Annotated in this window: 12 protein-coding genes; 3 read left to right on the top strand and 9 right to left on the bottom strand. The window is 31.2% G+C overall.

The features are described from left to right. Window positions 1-148: 148 nt before the first annotated feature. Both CKL_RS03030 and CKL_RS03025 read left to right on the top strand, forming a co-directional pair. Window positions 149-499 carry a hypothetical protein gene (locus CKL_RS03030; protein ID WP_011989187.1) on the top strand — a complete coding sequence of 117 codons (351 nt, stop codon included), beginning with the start codon at window positions 149-151 and terminating at the stop codon, window positions 497-499. Next, the gene (locus CKL_RS03025; protein WP_011989186.1) at window positions 496-1,362 is read left to right on the top strand and encodes a diguanylate cyclase; all 867 of its coding nucleotides are present in this window, start codon (window positions 496-498) and stop codon (window positions 1,360-1,362) included. The genes CKL_RS03030 and CKL_RS03025 overlap by 4 nt, the downstream gene beginning before the upstream one ends. A gap of 67 nt (window positions 1,363-1,429) precedes the next feature. Here CKL_RS03025 and CKL_RS03020 read toward each other — a convergent pair whose 3' ends face one another. The 3 genes from CKL_RS03020 to CKL_RS03010 form a co-directional block, all read right to left on the bottom strand. After that, window positions 1,430-2,698, bottom strand: coding sequence for an L-cysteine desulfidase family protein (locus CKL_RS03020; RefSeq protein WP_012620182.1), 1,269 nt, complete (start codon window positions 2,696-2,698; stop codon window positions 1,430-1,432). A gap of 54 nt (window positions 2,699-2,752) precedes the next feature. Next, window positions 2,753-3,412, bottom strand: a complete 660-nt coding sequence (locus CKL_RS03015) for a helix-turn-helix transcriptional regulator (RefSeq protein ID WP_011989184.1) — start codon at window positions 3,410-3,412, stop codon at window positions 2,753-2,755. A 238-nt stretch (window positions 3,413-3,650) separates the two neighbouring features. Beyond that, window positions 3,651-4,172, bottom strand: coding sequence for an HD domain-containing protein (locus CKL_RS03010; protein ID WP_011989183.1), 522 nt, complete (start codon window positions 4,170-4,172; stop codon window positions 3,651-3,653). 807 nt (window positions 4,173-4,979) lie between these two features. On the opposite strand from CKL_RS03010, the gene CKL_RS03005 reads away from it, so the two are divergent. Next, on the top strand, window positions 4,980-6,368 hold the full coding sequence (locus CKL_RS03005; RefSeq protein ID WP_011989182.1) for a radical SAM protein: 1,389 nt from the start codon (window positions 4,980-4,982) through the stop codon (window positions 6,366-6,368). A 133-nt stretch (window positions 6,369-6,501) separates the two neighbouring features. Here the strand turns inward: CKL_RS03005 and CKL_RS03000 are convergent, their stop codons facing one another. The 6 genes from CKL_RS03000 to CKL_RS02980 form a co-directional block, all read right to left on the bottom strand. Continuing rightward, window positions 6,502-7,233: a serine/threonine protein kinase gene (locus tag CKL_RS03000; RefSeq protein WP_011989181.1), complete on the bottom strand. Its 732-nt coding sequence runs from the start codon at window positions 7,231-7,233 to the stop codon at window positions 6,502-6,504. Next, the gene (locus CKL_RS19685; RefSeq protein ID WP_155814018.1) at window positions 7,211-7,429 is read right to left on the bottom strand and encodes a hypothetical protein; all 219 of its coding nucleotides are present in this window, start codon (window positions 7,427-7,429) and stop codon (window positions 7,211-7,213) included. Before CKL_RS19685 ends, CKL_RS03000 begins: the two co-directional genes overlap by 23 nt. 255 nt (window positions 7,430-7,684) lie before the next feature. Further along, entirely contained in the window at window positions 7,685-8,710 is a 1,026-nt protein-coding gene (gene trpS, locus CKL_RS02995; RefSeq protein ID WP_011989179.1) for a tryptophan--tRNA ligase, read from the bottom strand. Window positions 8,711-8,968: 258 nt separating this feature from the next. After that, complete coding sequence (locus CKL_RS02990; RefSeq protein ID WP_041700767.1) at window positions 8,969-17,587, bottom strand: glycoside hydrolase family 94 protein; 8,619 nt, start codon at window positions 17,585-17,587, stop codon at window positions 8,969-8,971. Between the two features lie 95 nt (window positions 17,588-17,682). Continuing rightward, window positions 17,683-18,978, bottom strand: a complete 1,296-nt coding sequence (lysA, locus tag CKL_RS02985; RefSeq protein WP_011989177.1) for a diaminopimelate decarboxylase — start codon at window positions 18,976-18,978, stop codon at window positions 17,683-17,685. A 45-nt stretch (window positions 18,979-19,023) separates the two neighbouring features. After that, the gene (locus CKL_RS02980) at window positions 19,024-20,223 is read right to left on the bottom strand and encodes an aspartate kinase (RefSeq protein ID WP_011989176.1); all 1,200 of its coding nucleotides are present in this window, start codon (window positions 20,221-20,223) and stop codon (window positions 19,024-19,026) included. Window positions 20,224-20,325 lie beyond the last annotated feature (102 nt).

Here is a 20,325-nt window from a genome sequence, read left to right as displayed (position 1 = left end):
ATGACCAACTTTCACATAATAGATACATGAGGAAATTGTTTCATCAAAATTTTTTAAATAATTTCACTTAAAATATAATACATATAATAGAAAAATTAGACAAAATATGATAACATAATATGTGAATTATGTAGAAGGTGGCAAGATAATGAAAAGTAAAATAGAAGGAACAAAAAGAGCAGAGATAAATATGCATTTTTCGGAATTTGAAATGCCTCCAATGCAGGATATACTAATAGTAGGCAAACATGCCCCAATTGGACCTGAAGCTGCAAGAAGGATGGTAGACGTATTATCTCCAGAACAATATGACATAATAAAAATCAAACATGATTATATCGAAGCAATTGTAGTTAGAAAATCTCTATTAAATATGCTTTCAGAGGATAAACTTATTCCCATAATAATGGAGGAAGGAGGAAAGATTGCTAACGAATCAATTATTGTAAAGGCACAGGTTGATATTATTTTACATGTTAGTAAATCTGTAGATTTATGAATAAAAAGGCTATTAACATAGCAGAAAAAAATTTCATGAAGGTAGACATTCTAGATGGAGTAAGGAGAATCCAAAATATTTTTTGTGAAGATGATATAGACTGTTTCATAGTGTATGAAAATAAAGACTTAATGGGTATAGTTACTAAAAAAGAATTAGTCAGAGCGCACCCAAATAGGATACTGGCAGATATTATGTCTGACAGATATATTTGCATTAATTGCCACATCCATATTTGGAATATTAAAGAAGTTTTCGATTCAAATAAAGATATTAATATCATACTTTTAGAAAATGATGATGATATTATGGGATACATATCAAGGACAAGCCTAAATGTGGAATTCAGCAAACATATCGACTTACTCACTGGACTTTATAAAAGTGATTATATGTTTTACAATGCACATAAATTTATAGAAAACAAACAAAATACAACCATTATATTTTTAGATTTAGATAACTTTGGCCTCATCGATAAAAAATATGGTCACATAAATGGAGACATTATATTGAAAAATGTAGGTGCCATATTGAAAAAAAGCATTCCAACGGACTGTTGTCTGTGTAGATATGCAGGAGATGAATTTGCCATATTGACTCCATATTGCATAAATAAAAGTAAATTAATTTCCCAAGACATATTAAATATTATTGATTCATATGAATTCCCAAATAATATACGAGTTTCTGCATCCATTGGCATTGCAAGTTGTGATATACATAATTGTAGTAAAATAACCGATAGTTTAGACATAATAAACAAACTAGTAAATACAGCAAGTTTATTGTCTACAAAAGCAAAACAAAGCACCAATACTCCAATTATCACTGGTAATTTGGATATAAATGCAATTGCATAAATTATATAAAAAGCTGCCGATAACCTTTATTGGCAGCTTCTAAAATTATGCATCATTTAATTAAAGTTTACTTGCAGGTCATAATATTTAATATTACATCATCTGCTTCTTTCAATCCCTTTGTATCAAGCTCACATAAATTTTTTATAGTCTTTTCTACATCCTTATCAATTATACCATCATTTTGTGATATTTCTACATTGCTCAGCGCCAGCATGGCTGCTTGAACCGCTGCGCTGACGCCTGTAGATACCTTAAGTGCACATCCGCATTTTGCACCATCACATACCATACCCGATATATCTCCAATCATATTTTTAATAGCATATTTTATATTCTCAAGTTTACCCCCGAAAATATAGGTTATACCACAACAGGCACCAGTAGAAGCAACTACACAGCCACATAATGCGGATAACCTTCCCAAATTACTTTTAATATGTATGGCAATTAAATTACTAAGTGCAAGAGCTCTTATTAACTTTTCCTGTGGAATTTTCAATTTTTCAGCTGCTGCTAAAACTGGCATAGAAACTGTAATACCCTGATTCCCACTACCAGAGTTAGTCATTACAGGGAGAGAACATCCTGCCATTCTTGCATCTACTGCTGCTGCAGTGGTATATTTGGCCCGTACTTCCATACTATCTTCAATTCGTCCATACTTTACATTTTCATAAAGATTTTTTCCCACACCCAAACCATAATGATTAGCTAAAGCTTCATCCGATAACTTTTTATTTATAAGCGCCCCGTGAAGCAAAAATATAATTTCATCAGTAGAAATTTCATTTATAAACTTATATATGTAATCCACAGTAATTTTTTCATTTTTTATCTCTTTATATTCTAAAATATCTTGTCCATTTTCTTCCGATATTTTTTCTCCATTGCTCTCAACTAGAACTATATTAGTATGACTGCCGCTTATGATTACCCTTGAGTATTCATCATTATATTTACATACAGCTTCAATATAAAGCTTTTCTGATGCATCTTTATGTTTAATACCTACTCTTTTCTCATCAATCATCCTTTTTGCTGCTTTAACATCTTCTGATTTAATATCCGAAAGTACTTCTAATAGTTTATGGGAATTCCCTCCAGTAACGCCGAGTGCTGCTGCAATATGAAGTCCAACCATGCCTGTCCCTGGTATTCCAACACCCATTCCATTTTTAAGTATGTTAGTACTTGCCAATATTTCTATTGTCTCAGGAATCTTGCCTAAAGTCTCCTTACACTTTGCAGCTGCAAGAGCCACTGCTACAGGTTCTGTACATCCAAGAGCAAGTACTACCTCTTTGTGCAACAACCTAATCATTCCCTCATACATAACAACACTTTCCTTTCATAATTGTTTTATCTTATCCTAATAAAAATATATCTTTTAAGAATCTACATCCTTTTTAATTCTATTTAAATACCTGTATATAGTAGCTTCAGAGGACTTTAATTGTCCCGCAATTTCACTTACCGCCCCTTTAAGTAAAAATACTCCACTTTCATTCAATTTTTTTACAACTTCAATTTTTTCCTCCTGACACATTCTCTCTGGAGGTATTCCTGTACTTTTAATGATTTCCTGCATACTCTCTAGGGCAATTCCTTCGACAGATTGTCCAAGCTTTTCTACATCTTCTACCTTTGAACTATCATTTTTTATATATATAAATTCATCAAGAAAATCCCTTAACTTTCTAAATCTTTCTAAACTTATATTTATACAGAGCATTCCAATGATTTCCTTATTATTATCTTTTATAAAATAGGTAGAAGATCTTAGTATATTTCCCTGGGAGGATATTCCTCTGTAATTTGTTATATAATCTTTATGACTATATTTTCCGTCCTTTAATATCTTTAATACCAAATTTGTAGCAGGTGCCCCAATGCTTCTCCCACTTATATGACCATTACTTATAGCCACAACTGAATTGTCTACATTTGTTATATCATGTAATACAACCTCTGTATCTTCTCCTAAAACTTCACCTAAAAACTTTACCAGTGATACATATTTCTTAAGATAAGAATTGATTTCCCTCACCCCTTTTTCACCCCAAAGCTATCTTAGAATCCTCCTAAGCATTATGGGAAATATATTATTACTGTTATATGATAATTATTTATCATCATAATAATTAATTATTAGTATATCAGCATACTGCTTACTTTGCAATATTAATCTTTCCATTAAGTGATTTTTGAATTCAAGTTAAATTTACTATAAAAATGCTTTTCTTTATCTAAATCCAAAAAAACTGGGGGAATTATTATTGATACTGTTATGATAAAATTTTACTCATAAGTCTGTAAATATTATCTTTACTATGAAAATTAATAATTTCCATAGATGCACAATATTTATCTACAAACATCACTATGAAAGATTCTTTATACTTAGGTAATTTTAATGTTAATGGCCACATATGTTTTACTATAATATCTTTTTCCACCTCATTTAACTGAAAAATCCTGTTTGCATTCTCCAGTGCGGTATAGGGATGGGTAAATCCATGTAATCCCTTATCATACCTTTTCACATGCCAATCATATAGAAAAAAATCATGAAGCAATCCCCCTCTGGCAGCAGAACTGTAGTCAAGACCCAAATCTTTACAAACCAAATAGCTCATATAGGATACATAGGTACTATGCTGAAGACAAGTTATATCACCATGCTGTATAAAATTTTTCATAGAAATCACATCTTCATGTTGAATTAAATCACTAATACATTTCCTATATCCCTCATAATCTTCTACATATTCTTTCAATTTACAAACTGATTTTATTAACTCAATCACTATGATTTTGGTTAAGAAAATTTAGACAAACTTAACCTCTCCTTTTTATTTATTTTTATTTTTCTAAATTTTTAAAACCAACAGCGTATACCACTGAAACTTAATTAAAATTAAGAACATACATTATTGATTTTACTTCATTTATAAAAAAATACAACAATATAAATGTTAATTATTATATTAACTTTCCTAAAACACTTAAATACAATACATATCCTCATGTTATGGAGCCGTTATAAGCGATATGCTTCACATAAAAAAAGTTGATAACCATATATATATAGGTTTATAATAATCTTATTACAGAAAGTAATTATATCCTGAATATTAAACAAGGGAGATGATAAAATAGGATATATTTACCCTAACAGAATACCAAATACAGTTTTAAATCTTAAAGGTTTACACCTATGTATCTTTAAAAATTATGTCAGCATTAATTGTATTTATCAAATGATTATTAGATTCAGTACAGTTAACTAAAACAAATGATTTTTTCTACCTATTTCCTATGAAACCACTATATTATAAGCCCTATTGATAATTTATTAGATAAGCTCTGACATGATAATACTTAAATAAAATTATTATGTCACAACTCTTTTAATTTAAGCATCCTGATTATTTATTGTATAAATTAAAATATTCTATTCAAAATAAATAATGCATCTTTGGACTTTATTTCTTTATTTAATAGAATATTTCTTAAAATCTATACATAAAGGTACTCATATTAAAAAATTATAAATTTTCCATAAAAAAGAGATAAATTTAAGGAATAACTTAATTATAAGGAGGAACTTTTATATGGAACTTAATTTAGACAATTTAAGAAGAAAATTAAAAGAAACTATAATAAGAACTGGATTTCAAATAATCGATAAAAACCCAGAAAAAAATGTGAACAAATTGTTTGAAATTGCCGAAAAAGCAAGCAGAGATGAATTTACAAAGAGCAAGATTGTAAGTATAAAAAAATACTACAATGACATGCCATCGGTAAAAGGATATATTGAAAATATATTAAAAAATACAAATAAAAATTGCCTGAAAAAATTCTATTCCAATTTTATTGGTAATGCCATATGGTATGGAGTTGCTAAAAGAGAGAAAATAGGTATAAAAAATGATACAAAGATTCCCTTTGTACTACTTATTAGTCCTTCAATGAGATGCAACCTAAGATGCACTGGATGTTATGCTGCAAATTATAATAAAAAAGATGATATTCCTTATGAAGAAGTAGATAGACTTATTAAAGAAGCTAGAGATGCGGGGATATACTATGTAATTATTTTAGGTGGAGAACCCTTCTTCAATGAATACATGTTGGATATTTATAAAAAATACAATGATATGTACTTTACCCCATTTACCAATGGTACTCTATTTAATGAAAAATTAGCTGATAAATTAGCTGAACTAGGCAATGTAATGCCAATGCTGTCAATCGAAGGATGGCAAAACGAAACGGACTCAAGGCGGGGAGATGGAATTTTTAATTCTGTTATAAAAGGTATGGAGATGTTAAATGAAAGAGGAATACTTTTTGGAGCTTCCTCAGCTACATCTAATAGCAATGTTGATGTTGTTACTTCAGAAAAATTTATAGATATGCTTATTGACAAGGGATGCAAAATGATCTGGTACTTTATGTTTATGCCTGTTGGAGATGATCCAGTGAAAGAAATGGATTATATGCTTTCTCCAAACGAGAGAATAGAACTTGGAAGAAAAAGTAGAAAAATCAGAACTACAAAGGAAATATTTACAATTGACTTCTTTAATGATGCTCCTTATGTAGGAGGTTGCATTGCCGGTAAATATTATTGTCACATAAACTCAAAAGAAGATGTAGAACCATGTATATTTTCTCACTTTGCTACAGTAAATGTTAAAAACAAGCCCCTCATGGAGGCATTTAAATCATCTTATTTTAAAAACTTGAGAAACAGACAGCCCTATAACAAAAACTTATTAATGCCATGCCCTATGATTGATAATCCTCAGAACATTCGAGATATTGTAAAGGAAACAGGTGCTTATGCTACTCATCCTAGCGCAGAATTGATGATTAAGGATAAAGAATTTATGGAAAAATTAGATAAGCTGTCTGAAGAATTTAAGCCTGCTGCAGAGCAAGCATTTAAAGAAGATTTTAATAATAACGGTAACTATAACATGTCAAAAGGTTAACCATAATAATTATAAAAAGGTAATCGTAAGAAAAGTGGAAGATCAAAATCACAAATTGACAAATATCATTTCATCAGGAAACTTGTTTCATACTAGATATTTGATCTTCTACTTATTTTTACCCACCAAGATATTATAATTGGGTTATCTTCAATTTCAAAAAATCTTCTTCTAGGTTAAAGATATTTTTATAAACATCATTTAATCCCAGCAGCTTTTTTAAAAAATTTAGTTCTTCGGATGATAATCCAAGTTCATTATACCATGGCCTTGATTTTCTGCTAGTTTTCTTGAAAGAAGAATAGTATAGATGAATAAGTAAATGACCTAAATATGAAAAATCCTCACAGTATACATACTTTTCGTTATCTATGGGTCTTGCAAGTCCAAAATCGATAAGATAAACATCGTTTTGATTAACAATTACATTAGGCAATCTTATATCTCTATGCACAATATTTTTTTTATGGAGATATTTTATTATTTTTATGAGTTTACTTGCTATGGTATAAATCTCAAAAGATTTAAATTGGTGATTATCTCCAAAAATCCTCTGTTCCAATGTACTGCCTTTTTTATATTCTAAAATATATCCATATATATTATCTGTATTTATTACATCAATTATTTTAGGAATTAAAGGATAATCAATATTTGAAAGTATTTGTTGTTCAAATATAATTTTATCTTTATATTTTTTCATAATTCTAGGTTTAATTTGTTTAAATATATACGTTCTGGCATGTGCATGAACTAAGTAGCATATACCAAACCGTCCTTCACCCAATAACTTTATAATTTTGTATTTGCCAACCAAATAGTCTGGTGGATATATTCTTTGTCTAAAAATAGGAATTAAGACCACGAGCTTTTATGTCTTTTCCTACGATATTCTCTAGGTGGATACCTTCTTTCATCGTAATGGTATCTTTCATCTGGACTGTACGAATAATATTTTTTATATCTTCTATGTGAATTAGAATATGAACCAAACATCCTGAATATACGACTAAAAAAGCCCTCTCTTTTATAGTATCTACTTCCCTGGTGATTATTTGCATATTTTCTTTTTTTTGATGATCTTGAAAGAAAACTCACTATATACACCTCTTTTCAAACTATTTTTAAATATATTTTTAACTAAACTGTCAATTAAAAATATTTTTTGTATTTTTATAGTATGCTATTCCTTTATATATGTCAATATTTAAAACAAGCACACTTATCCGAAAGCCAGCATTAAGTGGTATAAACTTGGATGAGTTCTTCCCCTAAAGGATAACGTATTCTAAGTGCTAAAAACACTAAGAATATTGTTAATAAGATTCACTTGATCTTGATACAGGTATACACCCTATTTTCTTTTGCATCTTTCTCAATATTTTACTGGATACATAGTATGCTTTTTCTGCTCCTCTTTTATATATATTCTCTAAATACTTTTTATCTTTAAGCAAATCATTTACTCTTTCTTGAAGAGGTCTAAGTTCGTTTATTATAGCTTCTGCGGTATCACTTTTAAACTGTGCATATCCTTTTCCCTCATATTTTTTCTCTATTTCTTCATGAGTTATTCCAGTTATCGCACTTAATATGGTTATAAGATTTTTTATTCCAGGCTGATCATCACTATATTTTACCTTTCCAATACTATCTGTAACACATCTATTAATTTTTTTTCTTATAATTTCAGGACTATCCATAATTAATATATAGCTATTTGGATTATCCGAGGATTTAGACATTTTCTTTGTAGGATTTTGTAAATCCATTATTTTCGCACCATCTTCTGGTATATATCCCTCTGGTATATTAAATGTAGGACTATACAGATTATTGAATCTTTCTGCTATATCTCTTGTAAGTTCAATATGCTGCGTTTGATCCTTTCCCACAGGAACAAGATCTGTATTATAGAGCAGAATATCTGCAGCCATTAACACAGGATAATTAAGAAGTCCTGCACGTACAGATTCTCCTCCCCCAGAGTTTTGAGATTTACTCTTATACTGAGTCATTCTTTCAAGTTCCCCTACATAAGTAAAACAATTCAAAATCCAAGTCGCTTCACTATGTGTTGGTACATGAGATTGAATAAATATGGTATTCTTATCTGGATTTATCCCTGCTGCCAGATATATAGCCAATACTTCAAGAGTTCTCCTCCTTAAATCCTTTGGTTCTTGTTTTACGGTTATTGCATGTAAATCTACTACACAAAAATAACAATCATATTCATCCTGAAGCTTTACCCAATTTTTCAAAGCCCCTAAATAATTACCTATGGTTAAATTTCCCGAAGGCTGAATTCCGCTAAATATTACTTTTTTTTTCTCTTCCATAATTTCCATTACCTCCATGTTTCAACATCTAATGTATGAAAAATCCCTATGATACACAATCATAGGGTATTACTGGCACTGTATCACCTAAATCCCAAAAGATTTAAATTTCACTAAATATCATCATATATTGTACTATAAACATTTAAAAATTGCTATGTTAATTTATACCATACTATATTATATAGTACATATCTCTAATTGTTAGACTTATTTAAAATTATAACCTCCCAAATGAATTTAGGAGGTATAATTATATTATATATTTACTTTTACTTCATGTTCTCCTTCATTTAGAAAGGGGACAATCTTATTGTGGATCATATTACCATCAAGCCATATTCCTACCTCAGAATTTCTTTCTACCTTTATATTATATATACATTGTCCTCTGGTATATTTTATAGTATATCCCTTCCAGCTAGTTGGTATACAAGGGGAAATTGTAAATCCATAATTTTCATTAAGCTTCAATCCCAGAATTGTCTCTATGCCAGTTCTATACATCCATCCCGCAGCACCTGTATACCAGCTCCAGCCTCCTCTTCCCACATGAGAATCCACTGCATATACATCTGCCGCCATTACATAAGGTTCCACCTTATAAACCTCACAATTCAAATAGGTTTTAGTGTGATTTATAGGATTTATCATGGAAAAGGCTTTATACGCTCTATCATTATGACATATCTTAGCAAGTGCTAAAACAGACCATATAGCAGCATGGGTATATTGACCTCCATTTTCTCTAACTCCAGGTATATATCCCTTAATATATCCAGGTTCCAAAGCAGATTTATCAAAAGCTGGAGTAAGTAGAAGCATAACTCCTTTATCTTCTCTTATAAGATTTCTTTCCAGAGCATCTACAGCCTCTCTGGCCCTTGATTCCTTAGCAGCACCTGATATAACCGCCCAGGATTGTGAAATTGAATCAATCTGACACTCATCATTTTCAACGGATCCAAGAGGGATTCCATTATCAAAATACGCCCTTCTATACCAGCTTCCATCCCATGCATTTGTTTCTATATTTTCTCTTATAAACTCTTTTAACTTTAAATATTCATCTGAACGCTTATCATCTCTCTTAAATTTACATATGGACTGAAATTTATCCAATATACTATATAAAAACCATCCTAACCATACACTTTCACCTTGGCCCTTATTCCCAACAGTACTCATGCCATCATTCCAATCTCCTGAACCCATAAGAGGTATATTGTGAGGACCAAATTTTAGGGATCTTTCAATAGCCTTTATACAGTGTTCATAAATATTTCCTTTCTTATTTGAAACACTGGATATTTTATATCTTTCATCTTCCCCTTCTTTCAACTGTTCATCTTCAAGGTATAGTACTTCTTCATCCAGTATGCTGTAATCCCCTGTATTTTGTACATAGTCTGCTACTACATAAGGCATCCACAATAGATCATCTGAAAATCTGGTCCTTATTCCACTTTCCACATAAGGATGCCACCAATGCTGTACATCACCTTCTAAATACTGTCTTGAAGCACTATACAGTATATGCTCTCTTGTTATATCAGGATTTAAGTAACAAATAGCCATCACATCCTGAAGCTGATCTCTAAATCCATATGCTCCACCAGACTGATAAAATGCAGTTCTTGCAAAATACCTACATGCCACTACTTGATACATAAGCCATCCATTTAACATAATATTCATGGAATTATCTGGTGTAGTAACCTGTATAACATTAAACATCCTTTCCCAGTAGTGCTTAACCTTGCTTAACTCCTCAAGCCAAATTTCAACACTGCTGTATTTTTCAATTACTTTGCTTATCTCTTCAAAGCTATCTTCCTGTCCCAAAAGAATTAAAATTTCACTTTCATCATTCTCATTTAACTCTATTCTTGTATTTTCAGCAAAACAAGGGTCAAATCCAGCTCCTATTTTACCGGAAAAACTTTCATATCCTAAACCCTTTGGCTTTGATACATCTCCTCCTCTACCTATAAATTCTTCTCTACTTGAAGTATATGAGGAGTCTTTCCCTCCTAAAATTTTCATATAGCATATGCCTCTTCCAAAACACTCACTATAGGGATTTACAGCATATATATATTCTTCCCTACTGTTAAATCCTGTGTATATATACTGGGCTGTTTGTTCATGGCAAACTCCAAGTACCAATTTTGCATAATAGGTGAGTGAAAGTTTTCTTTTAACTACTCCCATATTTTTTAATTTTACCCGACAGATTTTTACACTGTGCTCAATATCTGCAAATACAGTCATCTCTCCTAATATTTCATTAGCTTCATGTTTAAATGTAGAGAATCCAAAGCCATGTTCTATTATATATTCTCCTGAATCTCTTATGGGTTTAGGAGATATACTCCATATCTGCTTCGTGACTTCATCCTTTATATATAGTGCCTCAGCTTCTCCATCTACTACTGGATCATTTGACCATGTGGTAAGTTTATTTTCTCTGCTGTTTTTATTCCATGTGTAGGATACTCCATTTTCGGAAATATGAAATCCAAATTTTTTATTCGATATAACATTTATCCATGGAGCAGGGGTGTTATTATAATTTTTTAATATTATAAAATATGACTTTCCATCTTTAGAAAATCCCCCTATATCATTAAAATACTGAAGTTCTGGGATCTTAAAACTGTAATTTGAAGTATTATTCTTATACCTGTTACTTATATTTCCATAAGCTGCTCTTTTCCCTTCAGTATCTTTAATATGTTTTAAAAATTCTCCCTTTTCAGCATCTATCACAATTCTGGATACAGCTATAAAAAATTCTATATCCCTCCTATTAATGGTACTGTTATTATAAATATATATTCCTCCAGGTACATTTTTCCTAGCTGCCCTTCTGGAATTTACTGTATCTCTTATCTTATCCTGAAGTAACTGTACATAAGAAGTATCCTGCAAATTCAACAAAACCAGATCTACCGACAATCCTTTCAAGCTCCAATATTCATGTGCATTTACAAGTTGCCTTACAAGTTCCATATGCTTTTCGTCTCTTATAATAAGAAGAACTATAGGTAAATCTCCTGAAATTCCATAAGGCCATAGTGCTGACTGCCCTTGCTTTACTTTAGTAATATATTCATATCGGTCTTTAAATAAACCATTTATAAATAAAATCCTCGAGGCCATTTTCTGGTACATATTTGCTTGATTTGACTTTATTCCTAAATATTTCATTTCCAATTGTACTTCTGTCCAGGACAGCTGGAATATTCTATCTATATTGGACATATTTCTATATTTATTGGCAAGTTCAATTGCCTTTTCCTTGGAATTTGCAGTTACAGTGCTATAAGCTACCCTGCAGGTCTTTCCAGGCTCTATAACCACTCTAACCCTCATACTTATTATGGGATCAATTACCGCACCTATAGATTTAGTTAATTGAGCATCATTATCCATAGCTCTGGGATTCATAAGATTTCTATTTCTTCCTATGAAATTAACTCTGCTAGTTTCATATTGAACAGAGCCTATCTGTTTCCCTTCTATTGCTATGGTTTGCATAAGCCATAATTTTTCCTCCTTAGACTTAGGCCTTCTACTTGCAATAATACACATTGGTTCTTGAACAAATTCAGTCTCTATAAATAAATTGCCAAAAGCAGGATGAACCAAATCTGCATTATATGGCGCAAGGGTTACTTCTAAATAACTGGTGATTTCAACTTCTCTTTTATAATTACTACTATTTGTAATTGAAATTCTTCTTACTTCTCCTTCATCTTCCTGAGATACGGTGACCTCGGTATAAGTTCTTAAATTGCCATCTTTTCTTTTAAATTCACATTTATCAGGAAGAAATATAACCTCATAATCTTCTCCTTCGTGCTTGCAGGGTTCAAAGGTGGCACTCCAATACTCATTTGAATTTATATTTTTTATATAAAAGAACATTCCCGTATTATCCGTGGTAACATCTTCACGCCACCTATATACCATAATATCCTTTCTCTTACTATATCCACTGCCGCTATTTGTCATCATCAAATAATAATTTCCATTTGAAATTATATTTGTCTCTGGTGCTTTAGTGACTGCAGTGGTATATTTTCTCCCCACCATATTTTCCTCTTTAAATAAGGGTTTTGCCTCTTTACTGTGTTCTTCTCTATTATAGATAATAGATTTTGGAACTTTCTCCTGCAGAAGCAGTTCTACTGATTTAACCCTTGGAATTCTATGAAACCTTTCTTGTAAAATATTTTTCATAAGCACATTATCCAGAGACATGAAGCTCATTCCCTGATGATGTATCATAAAACAGTTTACTATGGCACTTTTTCTGCCTTTAGATAATCTTTCACAAGTATAGTCTATGGCATCATAAAATCCATATATTCCTTCAACCTTAAGTTCTATAAGTCTTTTTATGTTCTTCAATGCATTTTTAAAATCAACTTGAAGTGCCATTACAGAAGCATAAGGGGAAACCACCAATTCATTGGTAAGACCTCTTTTTAATCCTATCCCTGGAACTCCAAAAGCCTTATATTGATATATGGAATTTATGTCAAAATCATAATATGCAGATTCTGAGATACCCCAAGGCACATGTTTTTTATCTCCATAGTTTTTTTGTACTTCAACTATATATTCATAAGTTTCACTAAACAAAGTATCAGGAAATTTTTTCATAATTATAAGAGGCATCAAATATTCAAACATAGTTCCAGACCAAGAAACTAATCCTTTACCTCCGCCTACAGAAGTCATAGCTCTTCCCAGATTAAACCAGTGTGCCTGTTCCACTTCACCTTTAGCTATAGCTACAAAACTGGCCTGCCTTGCTTCTGATGCAAGCAAATCATAATAATTTTTACCTAAAGTATCTTTTTCCACATCATATCCTATGGCAAAAAGCTGCCTTTTTTTATTATACAACATACTGAAATTATGCTCTTTTCCCATATTAGATAAAGTATTTTTTATAGTTTTTATTTCAAATATAATCTTTTCTACATTCGACTTAGTCTGCAACAAAAGCTCCTTCAAAGCATTTACATTATTGTTTTCCTTCTGATGAGCAAATTCATTAATTAATTCATCAACAGCTGCTGGAACCTCTTCTAAAGGTACCTTAGCTGCTAAATCATTAAACCTATGTTTAAGATCTTTGAATTGTGGTTCTTCATCTATAAAAGCAATACATGGAAATACGTTATTTAATTCTTCCAAAAATTTTATACACATATTGTAAACTTTCATATTCCAATATAATTTTATGGATTTTTTATCGAATTCCATAGATTTTTTTATTAATTCATATAAAAATAATCTCAATAAGAATATATTGATTTCATCTTCCCCTTCAAATTTATTCAAATCATCACTAGAAAGCCTATCTATAAAACTTCTATATACCTGTTTAATTTTAAGTTCTTTATAGATCTCATCTTCTGCTAATTTCAAAGTATCCTTCAAACCTAAAGGCAAATTTTTATTTATCAGAGGATATCCCATATATTCATCCAAACTCTCTTCTACAAGCCATATATATCCTACTAGATTACCACTGTCTACCGTAGATACATATCTTGGATAAAGTGGCTTTTTATTTTTTATATCATACCAATTATAAAAATGACCTTTATACTTTTCTAAAGATTCCATATTTGAAAGTATATTATGAAGTCTGTACTGAAACTCCGATATGCTTATATATCCCAGATCATAGGCTACTACGTTAGAAGTAATACCCATAGCCATATTAGTCGGAGAAGTTCTATAAGCTATTCCCTTATAAGGTTTTTCCTGATAGTTATCTGGTGAAAGCCAGTTGGTTTCCGAAGTTATAAAGTCTTCAAAATAGGCCCATGTCTTTCTGCCAAGTTCCCTCAACAATTTTCTATCCTCGTCGTTTATTTGTTCCTCTTTATCATTATTTCTATCTTCACTTATATTAAATGCTATCCAAGGCGAAAAGAACCAAACCACACAAAATGGTAATACTAAAAATGCAGTTTCCAAAGAGTTCATAAATCCTAAAAGGCCTATTGCAATCGCAATAACACTACCTATCCACATTGTTTTCAAATAATGGCTAAATTCTTTTTTTGAAGCTGCCTCCACATCTGCAGCAGTCTGCCACTGAAGCAAATTTCTACCACTTATAAAAACCCTATAGAGCGTTCTCACTATAGCATCTAACATTAAATATGCCTGATAAGGCAAAAAACTTAATATTAGGAAAAACTGTTCTATAGCAACTTTAAAATTACTCACTTTTCCTGAAAGACTTATCCCTTTTACAGGAGAAACCACAGTTTCCGATACATCAAAGAATATAGGACAGAGTAGTGAAATAAGGGCTATTAAAAGCAAATTATCTGAATTAGAGAATAAAGTTAAAGCCCCTATAATAAGTATTATAACTGCAGGACTCACAGCACTTCTTCTTAGATTATCTATTATTTTCCATTTAGATAGTTTATTTAAAGAATTTTTCTTAAACAGCCATGGTAAAAGCTGCCAATCCCCTCTGACCCATCTATGAAGCCTTTTACAACTGGAATCATAATAGGCAGGGTATCCATCTATAAGCTCTATATCAGTTACCAGTCCTGCCCTTACATAAGATCCTTCCAGCAAATCATGGCTCAATACAGTATTTTCAGGTATTTCATCTTGTAAAATATCATTAAACACATCTATATCGTAAATACCCTTTCCTGTAAATATACCTTCATCAAACAAATCTTCATATACATCGGAAATGGCACTTGTATATATATCTATACCTGTTTCTCCAGAAAAAATATTAGAGTAGACTGTTTTATTTGCACTTAACACTCCTACACTCACTCTAGGCTGCATTAATCCGTGCCCTCTCAATACCTTTTTATTGTTTTTATCAACATAAGGAATATTTAATGGATGAGACATAGCTCCTATAAGTAACTTAGCTGTGTCCTTCGGAAGTTTGGTGTCTGCATCCAATGTTATTACATACTTTGCATCGCATAAGCTTGTTATGTCTCCGCTGATAACATTATAGCTGGTATTTTTGTTTCCCCTTACAAGGGAATTAAATTCCATTAATTTTCCCCGTTTTCTTTCCCATCCAATCCATTTTTGTTCTTTTTCATTATATTTTCTGTATCTGCTCAAAAAATAAAATTTATCTCTGTCACCATTCCCATATTTTTTATTAAGGCTCTTTATTTCTTCTAAAGCAATTTTTACTATTAATTTATCCCCGCTTTCTTCTTCATAGAAACTATCCTTAAAATCTCCAAGTAATGCAAAATACAAATTCTGTTCCTCGTTAGCTAGATAATACACTTCCAAATCACTTATAAGACTTTTTAACCTATCTACATTGTTTATAAGTGCTGGAATCACAACTACCGTACTAAATTCCTGCGGTATACCCTGTTTAAATTCCATCTTAGGTATAAATCTAGTTTCTACAAGTTTATTTATGCTCCAATTGAATATGGATATAAATATTTCACTACTTGGTATTAAAAGTATTACAGCGGCTGCTATGTATTTCCATATGGGCAAATTCTGGCCATAAAAATTCATTCCATTTATTAACAAATCCAAAAAAATAGTACCAAATATTATAGTCCCTATATAGAGATCTACTGTTATATTAGTTCCAATTTCAGAATTCACTTTTTTATATTCTTCTCCACTGGATTTTATCTTTTTCTTAAGACAGGATATGCCTTTATCAATGAGATAATATCCCACATGTTTTTCATATACTTCTCCAGATGCTTCCTCTGCACATTCCACAGCCTTTCTCGCTATAAAGGACTCGGGTACATTTATCTTCTTAGATAACTTTTCTACTTTATGCCTGTAATAATCTCTAGAATTAAAGTCCATGAGTTCATAAACCCCTGCTGGATCCTTTCTTAACACCTGCTCTACATAACTTAGACGTTCAAAATTTTCCTTCCAGTTCAATGCACATACTTCTCTTATACCATTAATGGAATTTTCCATGGATACTTGATATACAGCCTGCTTTTGATGATTTATATTCACTGCCCTTGCAGCACTGCTATCTTCTTTATCTAATTCTTCATCTATCCAATCATATACTTTCACACTATCTATAAAATTGTCTCTTAATATTTTTATAAATCTTTCCGTAAAAGGTGAAGTAAATTTTATTCTATCTCTTCTAAATCGTTCAATTTCAAAATCTATATTGCTTCCAGAATTTATAATACCTTCTGCTACAGACTCCGCTCTTTTTCTTTCCTTTTGCATAAATACTATATTCTCTGTTATATTACTTATATTTTGAATTAAGGCTATTCTAAGCATTATAGGCAGTGCCCAAAGTTCACAGCTTTTTAATACTGTATTTTCCTCATAGGCACTTATAAAAGTCTCTATAGCCTCTTCACTTACAGTACCGTAACTACACTGTAACATTTCCCTTGCTATGTAATATATTCTAGGGTATCCTTTCATAGCTCCTTTAGTAATTACAGGAAGATTCTTGTAATAATCTCCCGGCATATTAGTTTTTATATCCTTATACTCTTTTTTAATCAAATATAAATTATCTAAAAGCCATTCAGCACAAAATACTATATCCCCTCTGTTTTTAATTTCCATGTTGAAAAAATTATATCCATGTAAAATATTTTTATAATTTTTATCTAAACTATCAATTAATTTTTTCTTACAGCTTCTTTTCTTAACTTGTGCGGGTATAATTGATATTTCTCTAGCATATTTTTTTAATTCTTCTTTACCTAGATTAAGTGTAGGAATGTCATCTACCATATTTTCATCCACATCAACACACTTATTTAAATTTTTATAGATCATTGCAAGGAATATAATTATAGCTATACCTATAACATAAAGCATAAAAAATCCATCCTTTCTTGTGAAAAAGAATTGTACTTTCATTATTGTTCCCAATAAAAGTGAAAATATAAATTCCCAAGTAGGATGGAATTAAATTACAACATTATTTGATTTTCTATCATATTATCAAAGCTCTGTCTTTTAGAGATTAGTCTTGATTGTCCATTCTTTACTAAAACCACTGCTGGAATTGGAATCTTATTATAATTACTTGCCATGGAATATCCATAGGCTCCTGTAGTAAATACAGCCAATATATCTCCTGATTGAACTTTTGGAAGTTGTACATTTTTTATCAATACATCTCCTGATTCACAGCATTTTCCTGCTATAGTTACCACTTCCTTACTGTCATCCTCTACTCTATTTGCTACGGTACACTCATAAGGAGCATTATAGAGTGCAGGTCTTATATTATCTACCATTCCTCCATCTACAGACACATACTTTCTTACACCCGGAATTTCTTTTATTGCACCTATGGTATAAAGGGTCGTTCCTGCATTCCCTATTATGGATCTGCCAGGTTCTATTACTAAGGATGGTACTCTTATACCTAATTCCTTTGATTTCATTTCTGCCCTTTCCAGTATAATACTACAAAAATCTTCTACAGTCTTAGGCTTATCCTCTGGAGTGTAATATATTCCAAATCCTCCCCCAAGATCCAGCTCTTCTACTTCGTATCCAGTTTCATCCTTTATCTTCCTTACCAGTTTCAGCATAATTTCAACTTCATCCTCATAGGGCTTGGTTTCAAATATCTGCGAGCCTATATGACAGTGAATACCTGTAAGTTTTATATTAGAAAGACTTATAGCTTTCTTTACTACATCTATGATTTCACCGTTTATCATAGTAAATCCAAACTTGGAATCTATCTGTCCTGTCTTTATATACTCATGGGTATGAGCTTCTATTCCAGGAGTTATCCTTAAAAGTACCTTCTGTATTTTGCCCTTTTCCTTTGCCAAAGAATTTATCTTATCCATTTCATAAAGATTATCTACTACAAATCTTCCCACTTCAAGATCTATTCCCATTTCTATCTCTTCTAATGTTTTATTATTTCCATGAAAATAAATTTTTTCCATAGGAAAGCCACTTTTTAAAGCGGTATAAAGCTCTCCCTCTGACACCACATCTAAATACAGTCCTTCACTATTTATTATCTGACACATAGCTAAATTTAAGAAGGCTTTACCAGCATAAGTGACTTTATTATTTTTGTGTGCTTTAAAAGCTTTATAATATCTTCTACATTTATCTCTAACTAATTTTTCATCTATTACATAAAGTGGAGTTCCATAGTCTTCTATCAATTTCTCAGTACTTATTCCCCCAATATATAAAACATTATCTTTAACTTCCATATTGCCTATTAATCTCACACTGGTATCCTCCTAAAAGTTTTTGCCAAAAACATAATTAAACCCTTATAAGTTAAATTTTTCTGCTATAATACTTATTGTTTTCATTTTATCTTCTTGCTTTATAGCACAGGTAATTCTTATTTCTGATGTAGTTATCATCTTTACAGCTATATTATTTTCTCTAAATAACTTAAACATTTTTGCAACTACTCCTGAAGTAGTTTTCATCCCTATACCTACTATGGAAAACTTGGTTATGTCTTTATCTATATCTATCTGATTATTATCAAAATATGATTTTAAAATAGTTAGACATTCCTTCATATCATCTTTCGGTATGGTAAAGGATACATTAACCTTGCCATCTATAGGTGCAGTTTGACTTATCATATCTACATTAATCTTTTTTTCTGCTACACTCTCAAATAAATTTGAAATAATATTTATATCATTTTTAATATCTTTTACTGTAATTGCAATATCCTCATCACTGGTCGCAAGTCCTGTTACTGGTTTACTTTCTAAATTCATTGTATCTACCCCCTTAATAACTGTTCCTCTTATATTACTATTGCTTAATCCTACATACACAGGTATATTATATTTTTGTGCAAGTTCTATAGACCTAGAATGCATAACTTGGGCCCCTAGACTTGAAAGTTCCAGCATCTCCTCATAATCTATTTCATCCAATTTTTTAGCATTTTTATATTTTCTAGGATCCACACTGTATATTCCATCTACATCAGTGTATATTTCACATACTCCATTTAACTTTACAGCTATAGCCACAGCTGTGGTATCTGAACCACCCCTTCCAAGGGTAGTTACATCTCCTTCATCATTTATACCTTGAAAGCCTGCTGCAATTATAATTTTGCCTTCATCTAAACTTTTCTTCATTCTATCTGCATTTATATCATCTATAAGAGATTTACCATATTGACCACTGGTTTTTATTCCAATTTGATACGCTGTATAACTTATCGCATCATATCCCAAATCTTTGATAGCCATTGCAAGCAGTGCACAGGACATCATTTCTCCCGTGGATAAAAGTGCATCCAGCTCTCTTTTATCCGGATTATCCGTAATTTGTCTTGCAAGCGCTATTAAATCATCCGTAGTATCTCCCATAGCTGACACTACAACTACCAGACTATTCCCGGCCTTTACTTTATTTACTACAGTATTTGCTACATTTTTTATTTTCTCTGGAGTGCCTACAGAACTTCCTCCATATTTTTGAACAATAATTGCCATAATACTCCTCCCTATTTCTGATTATCATATAATTTCTAGGTTTAGATGAATTTCACTTATAAAATAATACTTTTTTCCATCTGAATCCTAAAAGAATTTATC

Origin of the sequence: Clostridium kluyveri DSM 555 (assembly GCF_000016505.1) — a bacterium.
Lineage (GTDB): Bacteria > Bacillota > Clostridia > Clostridiales > Clostridiaceae > Clostridium_B > Clostridium_B kluyveri.
Note: the sequence above shows the minus strand (reverse complement) of the source record. Positions and strands in the feature narration are given on the sequence as shown.

Excerpts from the sequence above, each read along its gene's own strand:
- CKL_RS03030 (WP_011989187.1), top strand. The coding sequence starts at position 149 with ATGAAAAGTAAAATAGAAGGAACAAAAAGAGCAGAGATAAATATGCAT.
- CKL_RS03025 (WP_011989186.1), top strand. The coding sequence starts at position 496 with ATGAATAAAAAGGCTATTAACATAGCAGAAAAAAATTTCATGAAGGTA.
- CKL_RS03020 (WP_012620182.1), bottom strand. The coding sequence starts at position 2,698 with ATGTATGAGGGAATGATTAGGTTGTTGCACAAAGAGGTAGTACTTGCT.
- CKL_RS03005 (WP_011989182.1), top strand. The coding sequence starts at position 4,980 with ATGGAACTTAATTTAGACAATTTAAGAAGAAAATTAAAAGAAACTATA.
- CKL_RS19685 (WP_155814018.1), bottom strand. The coding sequence starts at position 7,429 with ATGCAAATAATCACCAGGGAAGTAGATACTATAAAAGAGAGGGCTTTT.
- trpS (WP_011989179.1), bottom strand. The coding sequence starts at position 8,710 with ATGGAAGAGAAAAAAAAAGTAATATTTAGCGGAATTCAGCCTTCGGGA.
- CKL_RS02990 (WP_041700767.1), bottom strand. The coding sequence starts at position 17,587 with ATGCTTTATGTTATAGGTATAGCTATAATTATATTCCTTGCAATGATC.
- CKL_RS02980 (WP_011989176.1), bottom strand. The coding sequence starts at position 20,223 with ATGGCAATTATTGTTCAAAAATATGGAGGAAGTTCTGTAGGCACTCCA.